9 protein-coding genes and 2 pseudogenes are annotated in these 20,478 nt (G+C 67.4%); all 11 read right to left on the reverse strand.

What is annotated here, in order from left to right; all coding sequences use genetic code 11:
* Positions 1-50 precede the first annotated feature (50 nt).
* Positions 51-7,019 (reverse strand): annotated as a pseudogene (locus tag N536_RS42890) (alpha/beta hydrolase); the annotation flags it as partial.
* A 41-nt stretch (positions 7,020-7,060) separates the two neighbouring features.
* Complete coding sequence (locus N536_RS0107350; RefSeq protein WP_029113021.1) at positions 7,061-7,357, reverse strand: WXG100 family type VII secretion target; 297 nt, start codon at positions 7,355-7,357, stop codon at positions 7,061-7,063.
* Between the two features lie 4 nt (positions 7,358-7,361).
* Positions 7,362-7,829: a YbaB/EbfC family nucleoid-associated protein gene (locus tag N536_RS37690; RefSeq protein WP_081809086.1), complete on the reverse strand. Its 468-nt coding sequence runs from the start codon at positions 7,827-7,829 to the stop codon at positions 7,362-7,364.
* A gap of 21 nt (positions 7,830-7,850) precedes the next feature.
* Entirely contained in the window at positions 7,851-9,578 is a 1,728-nt protein-coding gene (locus tag N536_RS0107360) for a hypothetical protein (protein ID WP_029113022.1), read from the reverse strand.
* A 30-nt stretch (positions 9,579-9,608) separates the two neighbouring features.
* Positions 9,609-9,923 carry a hypothetical protein gene (locus tag N536_RS0107365; protein WP_029113023.1) on the reverse strand — a complete coding sequence of 105 codons (315 nt, stop codon included), beginning with the start codon at positions 9,921-9,923 and terminating at the stop codon, positions 9,609-9,611.
* 57 nt (positions 9,924-9,980) lie between these two features.
* Entirely contained in the window at positions 9,981-10,982 is a 1,002-nt protein-coding gene (locus tag N536_RS0107370; RefSeq protein ID WP_197040082.1) for a 3-oxoacyl-[acyl-carrier-protein] synthase III C-terminal domain-containing protein, read from the reverse strand.
* Positions 10,983-10,986: 4 nt separating this feature from the next.
* Positions 10,987-11,769, reverse strand: a complete 783-nt coding sequence (locus N536_RS42540) for a hypothetical protein (RefSeq protein ID WP_029113025.1) — start codon at positions 11,767-11,769, stop codon at positions 10,987-10,989.
* A 320-nt stretch (positions 11,770-12,089) separates the two neighbouring features.
* Positions 12,090-13,442: pseudogene (locus tag N536_RS42895) on the reverse strand (MinD/ParA family protein); the annotation flags it as partial.
* A 68-nt stretch (positions 13,443-13,510) separates the two neighbouring features.
* Positions 13,511-14,896: a type VII secretion-associated serine protease mycosin gene (gene mycP / locus N536_RS42900; RefSeq protein ID WP_029113026.1), complete on the reverse strand. Its 1,386-nt coding sequence runs from the start codon at positions 14,894-14,896 to the stop codon at positions 13,511-13,513.
* Entirely contained in the window at positions 14,896-16,380 is a 1,485-nt protein-coding gene (gene eccD, locus N536_RS0107390; RefSeq protein ID WP_036435734.1) for a type VII secretion integral membrane protein EccD, read from the reverse strand. Before eccD ends, mycP begins: the two co-directional genes overlap by 1 nt.
* Positions 16,377-20,411, reverse strand: a complete 4,035-nt coding sequence (locus N536_RS0107395) for a type VII secretion protein EccC (RefSeq protein WP_029113028.1) — start codon at positions 20,409-20,411, stop codon at positions 16,377-16,379. The genes eccD and N536_RS0107395 overlap by 4 nt, the downstream gene beginning before the upstream one ends.
* Positions 20,412-20,478 lie beyond the last annotated feature (67 nt).

A 20,478-nucleotide genomic window follows, 5' to 3' on the forward strand; every position in this document is an offset into this window, starting at 1 on the left:
GCGTCCTGGCCCCAATGCGGAGGCCACCCCGACCGCAGGCCGCTGTGGGCATCGATGAGGTAAATCTCGCCACCGTCGTTGACCGCAAGGTAGGCGTGGCCGCCCGAACGCCACCCGCGCCATTGCGACGCAAGCAGGGCCGACGACCCGGGACCGAGTTCCCGAAGCCTCTCTTCGATCTGCGCGTAGGTCGAGAATTCAGAGCTCGACCGGACCGCCGCGAAGAGCCGGAAGGCCTGCACACCGTTGGGCGACGGGACGGCCACCAGACGGAACTCGTGCCCGGGATACCTCGCCGACAACTCGTCGATGACTGCCGGCCCACAGCCGTTGGTCCGTTCGAAGTTCGGATTCCAGTAGTTGCGGCCGTGGACGGAATGGTGGGCCGTGGGGTCGTCGGGCAGTCGTAGGTGGCGACCGATCGCGGGTTCGACGGTGACGTCGCGGGACCCGGACCCCAACCAGCGGGGGCGTTGGTCGAGTCTGCGGTGACCTTCGGTGTCGACGTCGGTGCTCTGCCCGGCAGCGATACGGCCGAAATTGGTCAACGATTCGCTGCGCACACGAGGGCTGGCCCCCGGGTCCATGTACGCCCAGTAGAGACTGTGGGTCATCCGCGAGCCCGGGCCGAGATGGTCCACGGCGGCGGGGAATTCGGCGGTAACGCGTCGCGCGCCGAAGGAATCCATGGCCGGGTCGATGCCTTGGCCGACGCGTGCAGGCGTGAGGTTCCGGCCGCGGTGGTTGGGGCGATCGCCACCGAGACCGGTGGTCCTGTCGCGAGAGGAAGACGCGACGAAGACGTTGTCTGCTCCGATGCCGAAATCACTGGCATGACGTAGGGGGCCCGCGCCCGGCGAACCGATCAACGTGACGGTCTGCATCTCGCCGGCCAACCGGCCGCCCTGCCCGGCATGGCTGACTGTGCTCGACCCGTACGAATGGGCGAAGACGTGGTTGCCGCGGAAGTGGCTGCCGTCGCCTGCGAACACGTCGCGGCCGGCGTTGAACGACGAGATGTCGCTGGCGAAGATGTTGCCGCCCTGGCGCGCCAACCGTTGGAAGACGACGTTCGGGTCCCAGCTGCCCGGCGCCCGGTAGCCGATGTACGTGATCGACGCCGCCGACAGGTCGGGGTTCTGCTGCAGAGTGGACTGCAGCTGATTGAACGCCCGCATCATCATCGGGTGCATCTTGTCGATCGTCGTGGTCATGCCGGGCACGTACCAGGACACCGACTTCGCGGTGTAGGGATCCTCGCCGAAGCTGACGATGGCGCGCCCAGCACCACCGAACGCCCACGGGTCCAACGCGAGCAGATACGGGCCGCCCACACCCGCACGGTGCGCGTTCGCAACCCCCTTGCGCATCGCGTCCTCGATCTCCTCCATCAAGTCGACGAACTGCGCTTGCTTGTTGTTGAGGGCCACACCGTTACTGCGTCGCGACACCAGAACATCGCGATGCGCCAAGTACCGCTGCAGCATCCGGGAATTGGCCTCGTGACGATCCATCGGCGGGATGCCCTCGGCATTGCCGACCTCGTGCGGATACGCTTCGATCAGGGCCCGCCGCTGGTTGTCGGTCAACCCCTTCCACCACTTGCCGTTGGCCTCCGCGCGTGCCACGGCGCGGTTCGTCGGAACCCGATGATCGACCGGACTCATCAAGTCGCGAGCCCGTATCCCCCTGTCCTGCAATGCCGCATCCGCCACCACCTTGACCGGTGCTGGGACCTGCTGCACTTCGCCGACCTCGGCCGCCGTCAACTCGGCCACCGGGCTGGGCTGCCCGACGGGACTGGTCGCCACCGAATCGAGCGGAACGTTGCGGAAAGGCGGGTTCCACAGATGGCGTCGCCTGACGGAATGGTCGGCCGCTGGATCGTCGGCGAGTCGCAGCGGCCGTCCGATCGCGGGTTCGACTGTGTGCTCGGTCGTTCCACCACGCAGCCGCCGGGGATGCTCGCCGACCCTGCGGTGACCTTCGCTGTCGATGTCGCCGGCCCGCCCCGCGGCGATGCGCCCGAAGTTGGTCAGCGACTCGCTGCGGACGTGGGGGTTTGCCCCGGGGTCCAGGTATGCCCAGTAGAGGCTGTGGGTCATCCGCGAGCCCCCGCCCGCACGGTCGATCGCGGCGGGGAATTCGGCGGTGATCCGCCTCGCGCCAAAGGTATCCATCGACGGATCCACACCCTGGCCCAATCGTTCGGGCGAGTGGTTGCGTCCGAAGCGCCCGGGCCGGTCGCCTCCCAGCGCGGTGGTCAGATCACGCGACGACGACGCAACGAACACGTTGTCGCCGATACCGAACTCGCTGGCGTGCCGGAGATTCCCGGCGCCCGGTGACCCGATCAGCGTGATGGTCCTAACCTCGTCCGCCAACCGTCCGTCCTGTCCGGCGTGACTGACGGTGGACGAGCCGTATGAATGGGCGAAGACGTGGTTGCCGCTGAAGTGGCTGCCGTCGCCCGCGAAGATGTCGCGGCCGGCGTTGAACGACAGGATGTCGCTTGCGAAGATCTGGCCGCCGTCGATCGCCATCTGCCGACTGAGAACGTTCCTGTCCCAGCTGCCAGGCGGCTTGTAGCCGAGATAGGTGATGGAGGCCGCCGACAGTTCGGGATTCTCCCGCAGGGTGGACTGCAGCTGGTGGAACCCCCGCTGCATCATCGTGTTCAATTTCTCGATCGTGGTCGACATTCCGGGCACGTACCAGGACACCGACTCCGCGGTGTAGGGGTCGTGACCCACGCTGACGATGGCCCGACCGACGCCGTCGAAGGCAAACGGGTCGAGCGCCAACAGATACGGGCCGCCGACTCCCGCCCGTTGAGTGTTCCTCTCCCCCGTGCGTATCGCACGCTCGATCTGGTCCATCAGATCGACGAACTGCTGCTCCTTCTTGTTGATCGCGACGCCGTTCTGCCGCCGCGACACCAATACGTCACGATCCGCCAGATGCTGCTGCAACATAAGGGAATTCGCCTCATGCCGAGCCATCGGCGGAATACCCTCGGCGTTGCCGACCTGATGGGGATAGGTCTCGATCAACGCCCTCCGTTGAGCCTCGGTCAACCCTCTCCACCAATGACCATTGGCCTCCGCGCGCGCCACGGCACTTCGAACCGGCACCCGGTGATCGGCGGGGCTCATCAGATCGCCGGCGGATATTCCCCTGTCCGCCAATGCCAGATCCGCCCGCTCTTGGGACGACATCGGCGGCTCGAGCTGCGAGACGGCGCCGTCAACGGCGTGGCTCGGCTCGATCTCGGCAGGATGCGCACGCCACCGTGGATTCCAGAGCCGCCGGCTTTCGCGGTCGACCGACTGCTCGGTGTCGCCGTCGAGGCGGAGCGGCCTGTCGGCCGCGGGTTCAACGGTGCCGTCGCGGGTTCCCCCGAACAGTCGCCGCGGGCGCTCGCCGACGGTGCGATGGCCTTCGGTGTCCACCCGGCCGGCGTGCCCGGAGGCGATCCTCCCGAAGTTGGCCAGCGACTCGCTGCGCAGCGGAGGGTCGGCGCCCCTGTCGGCGAATCGGTAGTACGCGTTGTGGGTACCGCGGTTTCCCCGCTGATCCATGGCCGAGGAGAACTCCGCCGTGATGCGCTGGGCGCCAAAGGATTGCATCGCGGGATCGACGCCGAGACCGAAGCCGAAGAGGCGACCCGTCGCGCCGGGTATTCGACCGCCGAGCGCGGTGAACGGATCCCTCGACGACGAGGCGACGTAGACGTTGTCTGCGCCGATGCCGAAGTCGCCGGCGTGCCGAAGTGGTCCCGCTCCCGACGAACCCGCCAGCGTGACCGTGCGAATATCGTTGGCGAGCCGACCGTCCCGGCCGGCGTAACTAGTGGTCGTGGCTCCGTAGGAGTGCGCGAAGACGTTGTTGGCGCTGAAGTGACTGCCGTCATCGGCCAACGTGTCGCGCGCCGCGTTGAACGCCCGGATGTCGCTGTAGAGCATCTTGGCGCCCTCGCGGGCGTAGGTGTGGCCCGCGGCGCGCCAGCTGTGCCGACCGCTTGGCGTGTCGTAACCGATCCACGCGATCGATGACGCCGACACCGACGAGTCCTCGGCGAGCGTGGATTGCAGGTGGTTGAGCGCATCACCCATGCAGTAGCCGAGCTGATCGATCGTCATGCCCTGGCCCGGCACGTGCCAGGCCACCATGTCCGCCTTGTACGGGTCTTCGCCGAAGCTGACCACCGCGCGCCCGCCACCGTTGAACGCCCCTGAATCGAACGCCAGCAACAGCGGCCCGCCCACACTTGCCTCGGTCGCCAGATCACCTGCCCTGTCCAGCGCCTCCTGAATCCGATCGAGGCGTGCCAGCTCCTTGCGCTGGAAGCGGGTGAGCCGCTCGCCGCGATCACGCCACGCCTGAAGTTCCCTGCGCTGCTGATCCAGTGCGTGGGTGTTGGCGGCGTGACGCGCGCCGGCGGGGATGCCTTCCGCATTGCCGATGTGGTGCGGATAGGCGTCGATCAGTGCGCGTTGCTCGTCGCCCGTGAGCCCGTGCCACCACGTGGCGTTGTCCCGGGCCCGTTCACTTGCAGCCTCCATCAGGCCCAGGGGGTTGCGCAGCCCGTCCGCGTTCTGCACACCGCGCCTGCTCAACGCGTCGTCGGCCAACTGGTCCTGCGGCGTGACGTCACGCCACCGCTCCCCCGGATCGCCGTCCGGGTGCCCCTTCACGTCACCAACCGCGTCCGCGGCGGCCAGCTCGTTGCGGCTCCCGTCCATCGGGTGCACGGCCATGCCGCGGCTGTCGAGGTAACCAACGGCTGTGCGCGACACCGCATGCTGGCCCCAATGAGGTGGCCAACCCGTCCGTTCCCCGGTTCGCGAGTCGATGACGTGGATCTCGCCGCCGTCATTCACCGCCAGGTAGGCGTGCCCGCCCTGGCGATGGCCGTCACCGGCCCACGCGGACGTCAGGATCGCCGACGAGCCGGGGCCCAGCTGTCGTAGCCTGTCCGCCACGTCGGCATAGGACGCGAAGTCGGGACGCGACCCGGCGCCCTCGAACAGCGCCCGGGCGGGGACGCCGGTGGCCGTCGACGCGGCCTGCACGCGGAAGTCTCGGCCGTACCTGGTCGACAACGCGTCGGCGACGTGGTTCGCGCAGTTGTCGTGCGGGTCGGCCCGCCGGTCGGCGGTGGGCCCGGTTGCCTCTGTCGTGGTGGTCGGCTCGGCACCTTGCACAGCGGTGTCGGCGACCCGGGCAGCCGGCGCGCCAGTCGTTTCGGAAGCGGACGCGGTCTTGGTCGGAGACGCCGAAACATTCTCTTGCACAGGCCGTGTCGGTGTCGGCGCGGGACTTGCGGTCGCGGGCTGGGTGGTGGGTGTCGCAGCAGCTGGATGGGAGGCCGGGGGTTGCGGTGCCGTCGTCGGTGGAACGGCGGCATTGGCAGCGGGAGCGACGGGCGCGACGGACGCCGCGGATGGCTCCGGGGCGCTGACGGTCGCCTGGGTGGCGGGTGCCGGGTCGGTTGGCCCTACGCTGGCCTGGTCGGCGGTCGGCTGGACGCTGGATTCGGGACCGGTTTGCGGGACGGAGAGTGAGCCGTCCTGCGTGGGCGCCGGATGTGGCTGGTCCACAACGGAATTAGCCGGTGCATCGTTGTGAGCCGGGAGGTCGGCGGTGTGCGCGTCGGGGGTATGAGCGTTGGCAGTGTGGGTGTCCGCGGTGTGGCTGTCGTCGGTGTGAACGTCGGCAGCGGGCGCGTCGGCGGCTGCTCTTTCCTCCGGTGCATGCGTGGTCGGATCGTCTGCGTCCGCGGGACGTGTCGAAGGTGCCTCCTCGTCCACTGCGACGCCGGCCTTGGCGGGCCGGCTGTTGGGAGTATCAGTCGACGATCGTGCCGCCGGATCACTGCGCGCGGCAGCGGTATTGAGCTGCCCGTTGCCCGATTCGCCGGCGACGCGTGCACCACCGGCCTTGGGCGGCGCCTGACCGTTGACGGATGGTTCGTCGGTCTTCGGCTCGGTGTCCGGCTCGGCGTTCGTCGCATCGTCGTCGTCGAACAGCGGGCCGCCGGGGAGCGGCTCACGCAACGGAGGTTCCCCTGTGCGATCCGGGAGACCCGTCCGCGCCTCGGTGTCCGGGTGGCCCGCGTGCCCGCCGAGACCCTTCACACCGCCGATGCTGGATCCGGCCGAACTGCCGATCACCGCCAACGTGTCGAATTCGCCTCCGACGGCTGCGGTGCCTGCCACGTTGCCCGCGATCCCTGCGGTGAACATCGTCGTCATGCCCTTGGCCGCGCGCCCCAGCTTGCTCGCGCCGGGACCAAGTCCGTGGCTCACGGGCAGGGCCGTGCCACCGCCGGCTGCGCCGCCGATGAAGGAGGCGACCGCGTTCTGCCGAATGAGGTCCGGCCGCCACGTCGAGTTTCCCTGACCTACCTGGATGCCCTGGACGATGCCCTCTTGGGCCAGCCCTTGGCCCAGCTCCTGGAAGGCTTCCCTCACCCCGTGGTGGACAAGGTCTTTGATCGTCGTTTGTTCGAGCATTTGACCGAGCTTGGTGGAGATTCGCTCGAATACCGTTGCCATGAGCCGGCGAATCGACGTCATCGTCGCCCACTCGATGGTGGGAATCCACGCCGTGGATGCGCCGAAAGTCTCGACCGAGTTGGCCAGGCACCAACTGATCTCCACCGCTGCCAGTGCCAGGCCGACGATGATCGAGAGCTTGCTGTACTCGATCTCGACGCCGAGACTGTGCGCCCCATCGCCAAGCGCCGAAGCCCCCTGCGCGAGCTTGTCGACTGAGTAGTCGCCGCCGAACAGCATCTCGAACTGATCGTCTGCCGCCATCGCGGTGTCGCCGAACAACACCGACAGCGTCTCGCTGCGGACCCGGTTCAGATCCGGGATGAGGTCCTGCAGTTCAGCAGCGGCACTGGCGAAGTGCTCGTTGATGCTCCACATGCGGGTTTCGCTGCCCTGCGGCCACGCCCCGCCAGCCAGATACGACACCCACTGCAGTTCCGGCGGAAATGTGATGTCCATGGGAAACCGGTGCGGCGACGCGCCGCACCAAGGCGTCGAGCCTAGGCCTGGTCGTTACGCTCGAAGGAGTCCGCGGCGCCCTTCAGCGCGCGCGAATAGTAGTCGAGCAGCTCGGTTTTGGCGGCGACCGACCCATCCACCCAGTTGAGCTGAGCCAGATAGCCGCCCGATCCGTTGGCGAACTGATCGCCCATCTCGTCGTCCCCCCACGCAACGCCTTCGGCACTCAGCCGGTTCTGCAGCGTCGCCAGAACCTCCTTCATCCTACTGCTGACGTCATGGAGGTGTTCGGACGTTCCACGCAGTTCGGGCGGCGTCACTCCAAGGTAGTCGGCCATCGATTCATCTCCTCACCGTGGGAAACGTGTTCTCTTCCCTGCCATCGCCATCAACATGATCGGGCCGCGGACCGGGCTCGTTGACGGGTCCGAACCCGGGTGGCACCAGATCCCGCAGATCGGGCGCGCCGTCGATGAACTCGGACAGCGACGGAAACCGTTTCCTGCGTTCACTGATCGGCACCATCAACTCGGCGATCCGTCGGGACACCTCCCGGACCGCCGCCTGCGCTGCTTCGGTGACGTGATCGGCGAGTTCTTCGAACTCGTGCTCGTCGAGGTACGACTCGTCGATGATCGTCTCGACGAGATGGCCGTGGGCGTCCACGGTCACCTCGACCATGCCGTCCGCCACCGTCGCCTTCGCCGTGATCTCCGCCTGTCGCTTCTGCATGGCCGCGATGTCCGCCATCTGTTCCTGGACGAGAGCCAGCACCTCGGTCATCTCGTGACGAAGCCCGTCATTGCTCACTTCGACTCATCCTTCATCAGATCACTGCCCCGGCACCTGCATCGGCCGATCGGGACGGGGCGAGCTACCAGGAATCCGCCGCGTGTTGGGGCTCGTGCGGTCGGTTTGTTCGGCGCGCTCGGATTGATCGACGTGCACTCCTTCGGACTGGCCCTGGTTCTCGGCAGCACCGACGACGGCGACCACCGCTTCGGCATCGCCGATGACATCTTTCCCATTCTTCTTGCGCCGCAGCGCTTTATTGACCTGGTGACCCTTGCCGTTCTGCTCACCGCCGCGCTGACCTGCAGCCGGAGCGCCCGCACCGGGGGTGCCCGCGCCGTTGCCCAAACCGGCCCCGGTTGCAGGTGCGGGCACCTTCGCCGCGGCCGCCGCGGGTGTGTCCACTGCCTTGCCGCTCGCGAGGCCGCGCGGCATCGCTGCTCCGCCACCGACTCCCGCGGCGCCCTTGCCGGCGCCGGCGCCGGCGCCGCCAAGACCTTGCGGGCCGAGGCCAAGGACGCCCTCGGGCGGTCCCTGCATTCCCGCCGGGTTCATGCCTTGCGCACCTTGCGCGGCGTTCTTCACGGCATCGGCAATCTGGCCTGCCGCATCCTTCGCGGCTCCCGTGGCGGTATCCATGGCGGACTTGACGGGATCGGTCAACCCGCTGGTTCCCGGGGGCGTGGTGGGAACGATGGGTTTGGAATCCGGCAGTTTCGTGTCAGTGAGCTCCGGCGGACCGATGGGCTTGATTCCCTTGGTGTCCAACGGCTTTATGCCATTGGTGTCAAACGGCTTCACACCGTTGGTGTTGAACGGTTTCGTCCCGCCACCACCGCCGCCGCCACCACCGCCGCCCAGCCCCGGGCCCGACGGACCCGGGCCGGGGCCTTGCTGCCCGAACTTCATGTCGGGCGCAGGGGGCAGATTCGGGAAATTGGTTGCCACGGCTTGTATGGCGGGCTGGTAGGTGTCGCGGAACAGCTGAACGGCGAGCTGAAAGTCCGCGATGGACCGGTTGATCCGGTTCATCTCGTCGATCGCATCCTGTGCGGATACGTAGCCGTCGCTGTTGTTTCGAAGGTGACCGCTGCCGTCGAGGTGATACTTGTTGTTGAAATCGTTTATTGCCGCGTTGAGTCCGCCCTTGTCGAAGACGCTGTTGTCGATCAAGTCGCCGAGCGCGTGGTTGGGGAATCTCGCCTGGACGCTCTCAAATGCCGTCGCCAGTACCGTCAACCGGTCCGAGAGCTCGTCGGACGACGCGGTGAAGTCGTAGATCGATGTCTTGGTGACCTGCTGGGACGCAGCGTCGGCGGCACTTGCGCTCGCACCGGACCACTTCCCGCTGATCGCCTTGGAAACGGCGTCCTTGAAGGTTTCGGATACCTTCTTGAGCGTTTCACCGTGCTTCTTCCAGGCACCGGCCAGGGTACGGATGTCGGCTGGCTTCAGCGCGTCCTTTTCGTCGCGCAGAGCCTTGAAGTTCCACGCTTCCCAGTTCTCTGCGTGGGACCCGGAGAGCGCGTCGTCGACCTGTTGCCGAACCGATTGGTCGGATGCCAGGTTGTCGATCTCGCCGAGACTGCTGGTGTTCAGCGGGAGCTTGTTCGGGGAGTCGTCCTCGCCCGGTGTCTGGTAGTGGAGATCCTTGAGTTCGTCGCCGTCGAGCAGGGCTTGACGCTCGGGATAGTACGTATTGGTCACGAAGGATTCGTCGTACGACCCACCCATGGTGGCGCCGACGTAGTTTCCGAAACTTCCCATGTTCTACGGCTTTCCGTTCACCTCGGCCGACTAGTCGCCCTCGGCGGCCAGCTGAGCATTGGCGGCGTCGCGGGCCGTCTTCACGAAGGCACTCGCCTGGGACTGCTGCTGCTTGAGATAGTCGGTCAACATCTTGCCTCGCGCGTTGAAGGCCTTCCCCATGGCGTCGGCCAGCGAGTTCGTCCCGAAGTACCCCGCGGTGTCGTCGAGCCCATCGTCGATGAGGTCTTGCAGGGCCGCCTCGTACGGCCCGTAGACGCGGTTCACCTCCGAAACCACCGTCGGATCAAGGTAGAGCTTCTTGGCGCCGGTAGCGGCGTCGAGTGCATTCCACGGATTCGTCATGATTCTCCACTTCGATGATGGGTACTACGTCGATCGGTACTACGTCTTCGATCGGTACTACGTCACGGTCGCGTTGAATGGCAGCGTCACCTCTTTCTCGATGCGAATCAGCACGGCTGCCGAATTGACGAAGTTTCCTGCCGCGAACAACATGACCAAATCGCCTACCTTCGCAATCTTCTCGTTCATCAGGTAGACGAGGTTCACGCAGAAGTCCGAGACCGTCAGGTGCCCGAATCGTGCCGCGAACGAGTGCAGGCCGGGAGTCGGCCGGAGACCGGCGTGCTTGGCCAGCATGTTCGTGACCTGGCTCGGCTCGATGAATGACGGCGCAAACCAATCGATGTCGTCCGGGGTGAGCCCGACGCGTTGATAGCACTCCGTCACTGCGGTGACGGCGCTCTGGAAGCTTGCCATCGCGTTGTGTTCGGTCGACCCCGGATGGCGTCGGGCATAGTCTTCGAACCTGGCCACCCAATCGGGCAACGCCGGAAACGACGGATCGTCGAGACCGCGATCTGCCCTGGCGCGCATCATGTCTGCCGAAGGGTTGTGTGATCGGGCCGCGACGGACAGTACGCGGGCGAAGCCTTCGTGGCGGTTCAACACTGCGCAGAAGGCGCTGTCCCCCATCAGCGAGCCCTCGGTCGCGGGGCTGGCCGCATACTCGTATCGATCGAAGAAGAAGTTGCTGTCGCCGCCCGTCACCATCGCGTAGTCACCGGCCCAGCCCGCATCGAGCAACGCATCGGCCAGCATGACGCCGTACAGACCACCGGAGCAGAACTGTCGGATTTCGGTGGCGCCGCCGGCCGACCCCCTGCCGAGGATCGCCTGTTGCAGCGAATTCTGGATGGGCCAGAAGTGTTCGCCTTGATACAGCGAACCGCAGTGGAATGAAGCCGCCATGCTCTCCGCAGCCTCCGCCAACGTCGTGGGGTCGATCTGTCGTGCGGCGAGCTCCACCATTTCGTGAACGGACAGCATTTCCGACGGCGCGCTCGAAAGGTGCTTCGGGCGTCCTTCCGTATCCGTACCGTCCGGCACGTAGGCCGACACCGCCCTAAGGTAGGCCATCGAGATCCCGGTCCGATGAGGCCGCCGAAATGCGTTCCGCCGTCTTGAGTTGCAGCTCTTCGACCTTGCGGAAGACGCCCATGAGGTTGGGGACGGTGGCGGGGATGATCTGAAACTCGTCTGCGCCCTCGTTGACCAGGTATGCGCCATCGTCCGCAACGTTGAACAACGTGACGTAACTGGCGTTCCGCAGTTCGTAGTCGAGCGTGAAGTCGGCGGAGCCGCCCAGGAGGATCGACCCGGTGATCGTCGAGTCGCGAAAGAACTCCGCCGGCGTCTCGTCCTCGAGCCGCGCTTCCTTGCGCGGTTTCGTGCCAGGCTTGTAGTCCGGTAGCGCTTCCAGAACGACTTGCGGGAAGTCGACGTTCACGCATCCGATGATCTGGATGTCTTCGCCAAATATGGTCTGCTGTCCGGGATCCTGCGTGATGACGGCACAGTATCCGCCCGTGCCGATAATGCCGAACAGCCGATAGAGCTGTTCGCTGGCACCGTACCCGATCCGGCCGAATCCCAACACGACGAACGCGGGCGAACGGAACGCCTCGAGGATGCGGACGCGATCATCCGTGAGTTCCGCGCGCTGACGAGCGAGGGCAGTCCGCCTGTCGGCCTCGACCTCCGACATGTACTTCTGCCGGTTGCGATAGGCGAGCGGGAACGGGAGGTTGTCGAGGCCCTGCGCTTCCCATATGCATCGGAAGTCGAAGCCGCTCATGAACCACGGCTCGACGCCATAGCGCAGCGGCGCTACGTCATCCGTGATCATGTGTCGCGTAGGAGCGCGCGACCGTTGCAAGACTTCGTGATCAGCGCCAAGTAGTCCGTCCTTCCCATCAGATCCGCCGAGGGAACTTGCAACACCAAACGTCGCAATTCGTTCACGCTTCCGCTCTTGCGGAGGCGATTGATTGCACGTCCTAGTGTCAACCATCGCACGGGGCTTGGCGCAGGTCAACGGCAATTGTCCGCAACCGCTGCGCGGTCTATTTCGTTGGGCCACAAGCACTCCGGCGACCAGAGCACCAGCTTTGCCCGCAAACCGATCGGCAAATTGACTGTCGCGAGCGTCAGTACACCCGCGCCGCGTCAGCGTTGCCGGCGACCGCCATTCAACCGGGGGAATTTCTCAGCGACCGCACCGGCCAGTTCGAGATAGGCCTGCGAGGTCTGCGGATTCAGCAAACTGAAGTCGACGTCGGCTCCCTCGGCCAGATGCGGATCGAACGGAATCAGGTGTATCGAGCGGCACCGTGCTTCGAAGTGTTCGAAGACCTTGTCCAGTTTCAAGGCCGCCGATCCAGGGCGGGACGCACTGATCACGACGTGCGCCTCGCGGACCAGCGCCGAATAGCCGTGCTGCATCAACCAGTCCAGCGTCGCCGATGCGCTGCGCGCGGCGTCGATCGCCGGTGAGCTGACCAGGACGATCGCATGCGCGAGGTCGAGGACGCCTGCCATCGCCGAATGCATGATGCCGGTGCCACAGTCGGTCAGGATGACGTTGTAGTAGTGCCCGAGGATGTCGACGGTGCGCCGGTAGTCCGGCTCGCCGAACACCTCCGACACCGCCGGCTCCTGCTCGCTGGCCAGAACCTCGAGGCGACTGGTCGCCATTCGGGTGTGGCTGCGGACGTCAGCGTAGCGATTGACGTGGGGGTCGGACAGAAGGTCACGAACGGTGGAGTGTGTCGACGTGTCGCCGACGCGCTCGGCGAGCGTGCCACGGTCCGGGTTGGCGTCGACGGCGATGACGCGGTCGCTGCGCACCAGCGCCAGGGTGGATCCCAAACCCAGCGTCGTAGTGGTCTTTCCGACGCCGCCCTTGATCGAGAGCACCGCGATCCGGAAGTCGCCGACGATGGGCTGGCGGATCTGGGCGATCAGATCCTCCTTCTCCCGCTCCTTGCGTGATTCGCCGGGGTTGATGCGTCCGCCGCTGGCGCGATGCAGGGCGCGGCGCCAGCCCGATTGCGGTGCGTTGCGAAAGCCTCCGACCGACGTCGCCTCGTCGAGGGATGGCGGAGGCACGCGGAAACCCTCCGCCGGCGGCCCGGGCACCGGTGGCGGCGGCAGCCAACCCGGTGGTGGCGGCGGTAACCAGCCAGGTGGTGGCGGCCAGCCCTGCGCCGGGGGCGGCGGGGGCACCGGGGGTGGCGGGGCCTGCCAATCCTCTTGCGGCAATGCCGTTTCGGCGGGCTCGACGGGGGGCGGCGGTGGGGTTTCCGGCTCGAACCGCTGGCCGATGTCCCTCGACACCGCCCCGTTGGGCAGCTGCCACGGGGGCAGCGGCAGGCGGCGCGGTGCGGCGCCTTCGACGCGTTGATCGGCGTCATCGGTCACGGACGACTCGGACGTGTCAGCGGCTGAGGCGCGCAGCGCAGCGATCTGCTCCTGCAGAGCCGCGGCCCTCGCCTCGATGTCGTCGATGCCGTTCGAAGGTGTGTCCTGCGGCATCGTTCTCCCTCGCGATCGTGCGCTGAGTTCCGTGTCCGATCGTACGTAGTCGCTCATCGGACGCGTCGCCGTGCCGCCGCGATGGCAGCGACCGCCGCCATCAGCGCAAGGCTGGCGCCGGTGACGGCGAGGACGATCTTGCGGGCGCGCACGTTGCCGGGATCCGGGCGGGGTGGTCCGCTGATCGGAGTCCCCGCATCGACGGGTTGGCCACTCTCGACCGGCGCCAATTGGTAGGTCAGCGCCGCGACCGGATCCACCACCCCGTATCCCGTGGCCTGATTGGGTCCCGCCCCCGGGGTCCGTGCGGTTCGCTTGATCAGATCGATGACCTGCCCTGCGGTCAGCGCGGGGAAGCGCGATCTGACGAGGGCGGCGACGCCGGAGACGAGTGGTGCCGCGAAGCTGGTCCCGTTGAGCGGAGCCAGACCCTGCTGGGTGAGTTGACCGTTGATCAGACCGGGGCCGTTGGCGTCCAGCGACGTGACCCGCTCGCCTGGGGCCGCGACGCCGACCCACGGCCCGTGCAGGCTGAATTCGGCGGGCGCCGCCGACGTGGTCACCGCGCCGACGGTCAGCACGTAGTCGTCGAACCATGCCGGGCTGGCGATGGTGCGCACGGTGCTCCAGCCGGCGTCGAGCGGCTGGTTGGGGTCGGTCATCGCGTTCTGGGTGTTGCACATGTTCTGCTTGTTGAAGTTGCCGGCCGCCGCGACCACGACGACGTTGCGGTCGAACGCATATCGCACGGCGCGCCCCAGCGCCGCGTCGTCCATCCCGGCTGCCACCGGAGCGCAGGCAACCTCCGACAGGTTGATCACGGTCGCCCCGAGATCGACTGCCCTGGTGATCGCGAGTGCCAGGGTTTCGGTGCTGCCGTAACCGGGCGAGGTCGCGTTGGGATCGTCGTCCTGGCCGCCACCGGCGCCACGGATCCCGAAGACCCCGCTGTTCTGCCGAATCGACAAGATCGTCGCGTCAGGAGCCACCCCGGCGAAGCCGTCCGCGTCCGACGGCGCGCCCGCGATCAGCCCGGCCACCAGCGTGCCGTGCGCGTCGCAGTCCGCCAATCCGTCGGTGTCCGAGACGTAGTCGCCACCGCCCTCCAACGCGCGCAACCGGGGATGCCGGTTGACGCCCGTATCGATCACCGCGACCTTCTGTCCCCCGCCGCGCGAGAACCGCCACGCCGAGCGGTACTCGAGCATCGCGTCGGCGCTGGTCTGTTTCGCGAAGTCGGTTGCGGGCAGCACTCCGGTCGGTATTCCGCAGATCGCCTTCAGTTCAGTCGGTTCCGGCGGGCCGACGGCACCGCTGGGTGGCGGGCCAGGGTCGACCACCGGTTTCGTGATCGCAGCGGCGGGCGGCGGCGCTCCGACGGTGACGGCGGCCAACAGCACCGTGCCCGCCAGCGCTGCAAGACGCCGCGCACCGATCATCAGAAGCCCAACCGGTCGTAGAGCCCGAGTGGCCAGAATGCCAAGGGCAGCAGCGCCGCTACCGTCACGTAGTCCAGATACGCCGCGGCGATCGACACCCACCGGAGCTGACGGCCACCGGTGACGATGAGCCCGGCCGCCGAGGCAGCCACGGCGATCGCCGCCAGCACACCGACTCCTGCCAGCGGCAACGGCGCGGCGCCGGATTGCACTCGTAGACAGGCGATCACCGCCAGCGCCGTCGCCGGTGCTGCGAGGGCGGCACGCTCGGCCACGGTGGGGGCCCGGCGGCTGCGCAGGGCCAGGATCCCCGCGCACAGCAGGGCGAACGTCAGCGCAGGCCACCCAGGGCTGGTGTGCACGAGCATCACCGCACCAACCACGACCACTGCAGCCAACCCCGTCAGCATGCCTGCCCGGACCAGTGCGGCCGAACGCACCCGGGCCCAGACCTGTTCGGCGCTCGGCATTGCGGCACCGGGCATGGTCTCGGCCCCCGCGGCGGTGAACGGGTCCTCGAGAGCGCGGTCTCGCAGCACGGCGCCGGACTCGGCGGTCGGCGTCGGAGATCGGCCCAGCCGTGCGGTCAGAGTGGGAACGGCCAAGCAGCCCAGTGCCGCAACGGTGGCCGCGGACGTGGCCAGGACCCCGACGTCCTGGCCAAGTGCACGGCCAAGGAACGCGAGACCACCGAACGCGAACGCGACGGCGGCAGCGGCGGATACCCACTGCGCGGAGCCGATCATCCGGTGGTACGTCACGGCCAGCACGAGCAAAATCGCGCAAGCGACGGTGACACCGTAGGCGCCGTATGGGGCCGCCAGCACCCAACCGAGCCCCGCGCTCAGCACGATCGTCGGGAGACCGATCGCGGTGCCGATTCCGGGTATCTCGCGCTCTACGGTCGGGCGAACGAACCGGTGCACGAGCACCGCGCCACCGAACAACGCAACCGCCGTGAATGCCGCACCGGCGACGACCGCAAACCGGTGTTCGGACAACGCGTCGGCCAGGAGGACGAACACCCACGCCGCCGCACACAGCCACAACCCGGCGATGGCCATCACGCCGGCCGCGGTCGCGTTCCAGGCCGCATACGCCGCCCTGTTGAGCCGAGCGGTGGCGTCGACCACGTCGTCGTAGAGCGGTGGTGGTGACAACGCGCGTCGCGGCGACAGGCGCAGCACGTCGCCGTCGACGATGCCCGCGGCGCGCAGTGTCTCGTCGGGCGCCAGCTCGGCATCGCCGTCGACCCGGCCGAGCACCCAGAAGGAGCGGCGTTCATCGCGGTCGGTCGCGTTGCCGTCGGGTTGCCTTTCGCGCGAATCGATCAACCGCGCGAGCTCCGGCACGAAGGCGGCGACCGGGACGTCGGCGGGCAGCGCGACGTCGAGCTGGGTGCGTCCGCCGAGCACCGACACCCGTATCCGATCGGGTGCGGCCGACACCACCCGAACCTGTCGGAGCTCCTCCACACCGGTCACAGGTCGGGCATCCTCGACAGCTGGATGACGCCGCTCTTCACGGTGCGCGAGATCAGCATCCCGCGTCCCGGCGGCATCGCGCTGGCCTTGTAGCCACCGAAGAGGCCGCCTTCCTCCTTGCTGCCGCTCATCACCAAACCGTTGCAGGACAAGTCCTTCAGGCGGCCGATGATCGGATCCATCATCGCTCTACCCGCGCCACCGCTGCGCCGGGTGACGATGACGCGCAGGCCGATGTCGCGCGCCTGAGGCAGATACTCGACGAGCGGGCCCAGCGGATGGTTGAGGGAGCCGCCGCCGATGAGGTCGTAGTCGTCGATCATGACGAACAACTCCGGACCCGACCACCACGACCGCTCCTTGAGTTGCTGCTGGGTGATGTCGTTGGACGGCAGCCGCTCCTTGAGCGCCCCTGCCAATGCCGACATCAGGTCGCCGCACGACTGGGGCGTGGTGGCGTAACCGCCGAGGTATTCGTCGTCGACGACGCCCAACATCGACCGGCGGAAGTCGACCAGGATGATCTTGGCTTCTGCGGGCGTGGCGGTCTCCATCACGCCCGCGGCGATGTTGCGCAGCAGTCCGGTCTTGCCACATTCACCGTCGGCGAACGCGACGAGGTGCGGTTGAGCGTCGAAATCCAGTACGACGGGCGCCAATTCGTCCTCGTTGATGCCGATCGCGATGCGCGACTTGGTCAGCATCCCGGCGTCCCGTGCCGCACTGACCACCGCGGCACGGTCCACCTCGTGCGGCAGCATCCGCACCCGCGGCGCCTCCCGTTCGCCGTAGTGGGCCCGCACCGCCTCGACCGCGTTCGCCACCCCGGCCGGTAGGTCCTCGACGGCGGAGCTGGAGTCCAGCCGCGGCAACGCGATGAGGATGTGCAGCTTCTCGGAGTTGATGCCCCGACCTGGCCGGCCGATGGGGACCATCTCCGCGGACCGACGACCCACCTCGCTGTCGATCGGATCGCCGAGCCGCAGCTCGATCCGGGTGCCGAGCATGTCCTTGACGGCCGGACGGATCTCCATCCACCGAGAAGCCGAGATCGCCAGGTGTATCCCGTAGGACAGGCCCTGAATCGCCAGCGACTGCAGCACCGGGTCGAGGATCTCGAAGTCGCTCCTGATCGAGGCCCACCCGTCGACGACGAGAACGACGTCGCCAAAGTTGTCCCGGCTCAACGGATCCTGCGCGGCCACCTCGGGGGCAAGCGTGGCCAGATGTGCCTTGCGCTGCCTGAAGTCGCGCATCGATTCGATACCGAGGTCACGGAAGCGCTGCTCGCGGGCGCGCAGCACCCCCGCCACTTCGGCAACGGTGCGCCGGATGGCGTCGGAATCCATCCGACCGGCCACGCCACCCACGTGCGGCAGCTTCGCGAGACTGGCCAAGGTGCCGCCGCCGAAGTCCAGGCAGTAGAACTGCAGCTGCTCCGGCGTGTGAGTGGCGGCAGCCGCCAGGATCAGTGAGCGCAACGTCGTCGACTTGCCCGATTGCGGTCCACCGACGACCGCCACATTGCCTTGCGCGCCAGCCAGATCCACCACCAGCATGTCGCGGCGCTGGTCGTAGGGCCGGTCCACCACGCCCATCGGCATCCACAACTGGCCGTTGACGTTCTGCGGCGCCGCCCAATCCGGGTCTGGCAACAGGTCGTTGATGGCGGGACTCTCGTCCAACGGCGGCAGCCACACCTCGTGTGCGGGCCGCCCGTGCCCACGCAAGCGGCTCAGCACGACGTCGAGCAACGTGGTCTTGGTGGACTTGGGCGCTGCGGGAGCCGCCTCCGGCTCACTTACCGGCAGGGCGGCGGGAGATGCCGGTGCGACGTCCTTCTTGACCGGCGTGGCGGTGAAGAGCTTGGGCGCCAGCGCACCCAGCGCCGTGGACCGCCCGGCCCGCACCGCCGCCCTCGGTTTGACGTACTCGCCGGAGACGTAGCTGGTATTGAACCGAATCGGTTCCGAGGCATCGCATTTCAAGAATGCGGAGCCGGGAACGCTGGGCAGGTGGTAGGCGTCGGGCACACCGAGCACGCTGCGCGACTCGCCCGCCGAGAACGTCTTGAGACCGATCCGGTAGGACAGGTGCGAATCCAGGCCGCGCAGCTTGCCTTCCTCGAGCCGCTGCGAGGCCAGCAGCAAGTGGATGTGCAGGGATCGGCCAAGACGACCGATCATCACGAACAGCTCCGCGAAATCCGGCTTCTGCGAGAGCAACTCGGAAAACTCGTCGACGACGATGAACAGCGCAGGCAGTGGATCGAGGTCGGCACCCCCGGCGCGGGCGCGCTCGTACTCGGTGACGTTCGGGAAGTTGCCCGCGGAGCGCAGCAGTTCCTGGCGCCGGTTCATCTCGCCGGCGAGCGCGTCGCGCATCCGGTCGACCATGGTGAGTTCGTCTTCGAGATTGGTGATGATGGCCGCGATGTGCGCGGCACCGTCGAGCCCGAGAAACGTCGCACCGCCCTTGAAGTCCACCAGCACCAGGTTGAGCGCCTCCGGCGAATGGGAGGTGATCATCGACAGGACCAACGTGCGGAGGAATTCCGACTTCCCCGATCCCGTTGCGCCGATGCACAATCCGTGCGGACCCATGCCGCCCTCAGCGGACTCCTTGATGTCGAGTTCGAGCGGCTGACCGTTGGGTGTGGTGCCGATCGGCACCCTGAGCCGTTCGCGCGGTGTCCGCGGCCGCCACACCCGCGCCGGGTCGATTTCCGCGGCGTCGGGAATCTTCAGCAGCGCCATCAAGCCGGGGTCGACGGGTCGCGAGTCGGCTTCCAGGCTGACGATGTGGGCGGCATTGGCGGGCCGGAACCGTCCGATGCGGCGCGCGGTGGCGCTCGCCTCCGCGATCGTGATCGCGTCGGGGGTGGCGAACCGTTCGACGCCCGCAGCGGTGCGGGCGGCGACGTCGTCGCGGTCCACCACCAGTTGCAGACTCCGCCGTGCCGTCGCGCCGTCGCGCGGGCCGTTGAGGTCGAGCAGCGTCACGCCGTCCAGGCCGGCGTCGGTCACCAGGCGCTCGTCACCGGTGACGTGCCCGTCGTCGAGCACCACGACCAGTTGCTTCTGGCCCTGATTCGGCTGGGCGTTGCGGCTGAAGCGGCCCCGCTCGGCGAGCTCGGGACCCAGCGACGTCTCCATCAGTTCCAGCGTCGGGAACAGCAGCCGCATCGACCCCATCCCGTCGCGGACCGCGGCGTGCTGGGCATGCGGCAGCCACTTGACCCAACTCCAGTTCTCACCATCGGGGTTGGCCGTCACGACCGCGACCTGCACGTGGTCGGGTCCGTGGAAGGTGCACAGCTCCAGCACCATCGATCGGACCAACTGCTGCACCAGCTTTCGCTCGCCATCGAACGTGATGGTCGGAAACGCCCGCAGCGATACGCCGGTGGGCAGCGCGTGCACCACCGAGTGGGTGTTGACGAACCGGCGCAGCGCAACCGTCGACACCGGTTCCAGGTCCTCGGGTGGACCGGTCTCGGGGGCGAGCAGCCGTGTCGCGAGCCGATGGGTGCCGATGCCGACGCGGACGTGGCAGTAGTCGGCGTCCGTCGGCCGTCGTTCCCACATGCGGCGGGTGCCCACCACGTCGGCCAGCGCCCGCGGGTCGGGGTGACTCCACTCCAGGGCGGTGCGCTGCTGCGCGCCCGTCTCGTCGGCCTCGTCGCGCAGGTTCGCCAGGTAACTGAAGTAGTCCTTGCGTTCCTCGTTGAGTTCGGCGGCGGCCTTGCCGGTCCGCCCGGCGCCGCCGGCGAACATGCCGGCCATCGACATGACCATCATCATCGGGAAGATCAGGAACATCGGATTCTTCGCCATGTCCCGGCCACCGACGGTGACCATCAGCGCGATCATGCCGACGACCGCGACGATCATGACGAACGGCATCAGCCGCATCAGCATGTTGCCGGGGATGGCCCGCGGAACCTCGGGCGGCGCTTGGAGGTTGACTTCGCCACCAGGCATCCGCGGCGGCACTATTCGCAGGCGGCGCACGAATCCCTGAGTGCTCACCGGTTAGCTCCTCGACGCCGTGAACCAACGCCTCGGCCGCACTGGGTATTGACTAGGTATGGTCAAT

The organism is Mycobacterium sp. URHB0044 (genome assembly GCF_000620625.1).
Classification (GTDB): domain Bacteria; phylum Actinomycetota; class Actinomycetes; order Mycobacteriales; family Mycobacteriaceae; genus Mycobacterium.

Excerpts from the sequence above, each read along its gene's own strand:
- N536_RS0107350 (WP_029113021.1), bottom strand. The coding sequence starts at position 7,357 with ATGGCCGACTACCTTGGAGTGACGCCGCCCGAACTGCGTGGAACGTCC.
- N536_RS0107360 (WP_029113022.1), bottom strand. The coding sequence starts at position 9,578 with ATGGGAAGTTTCGGAAACTACGTCGGCGCCACCATGGGTGGGTCGTAC.
- N536_RS0107365 (WP_029113023.1), bottom strand. The coding sequence starts at position 9,923 with ATGACGAATCCGTGGAATGCACTCGACGCCGCTACCGGCGCCAAGAAG.
- N536_RS42540 (WP_029113025.1), bottom strand. The coding sequence starts at position 11,769 with ATGATCACGGATGACGTAGCGCCGCTGCGCTATGGCGTCGAGCCGTGG.
- mycP (WP_029113026.1), bottom strand. The coding sequence starts at position 14,896 with ATGATCGGTGCGCGGCGTCTTGCAGCGCTGGCGGGCACGGTGCTGTTG.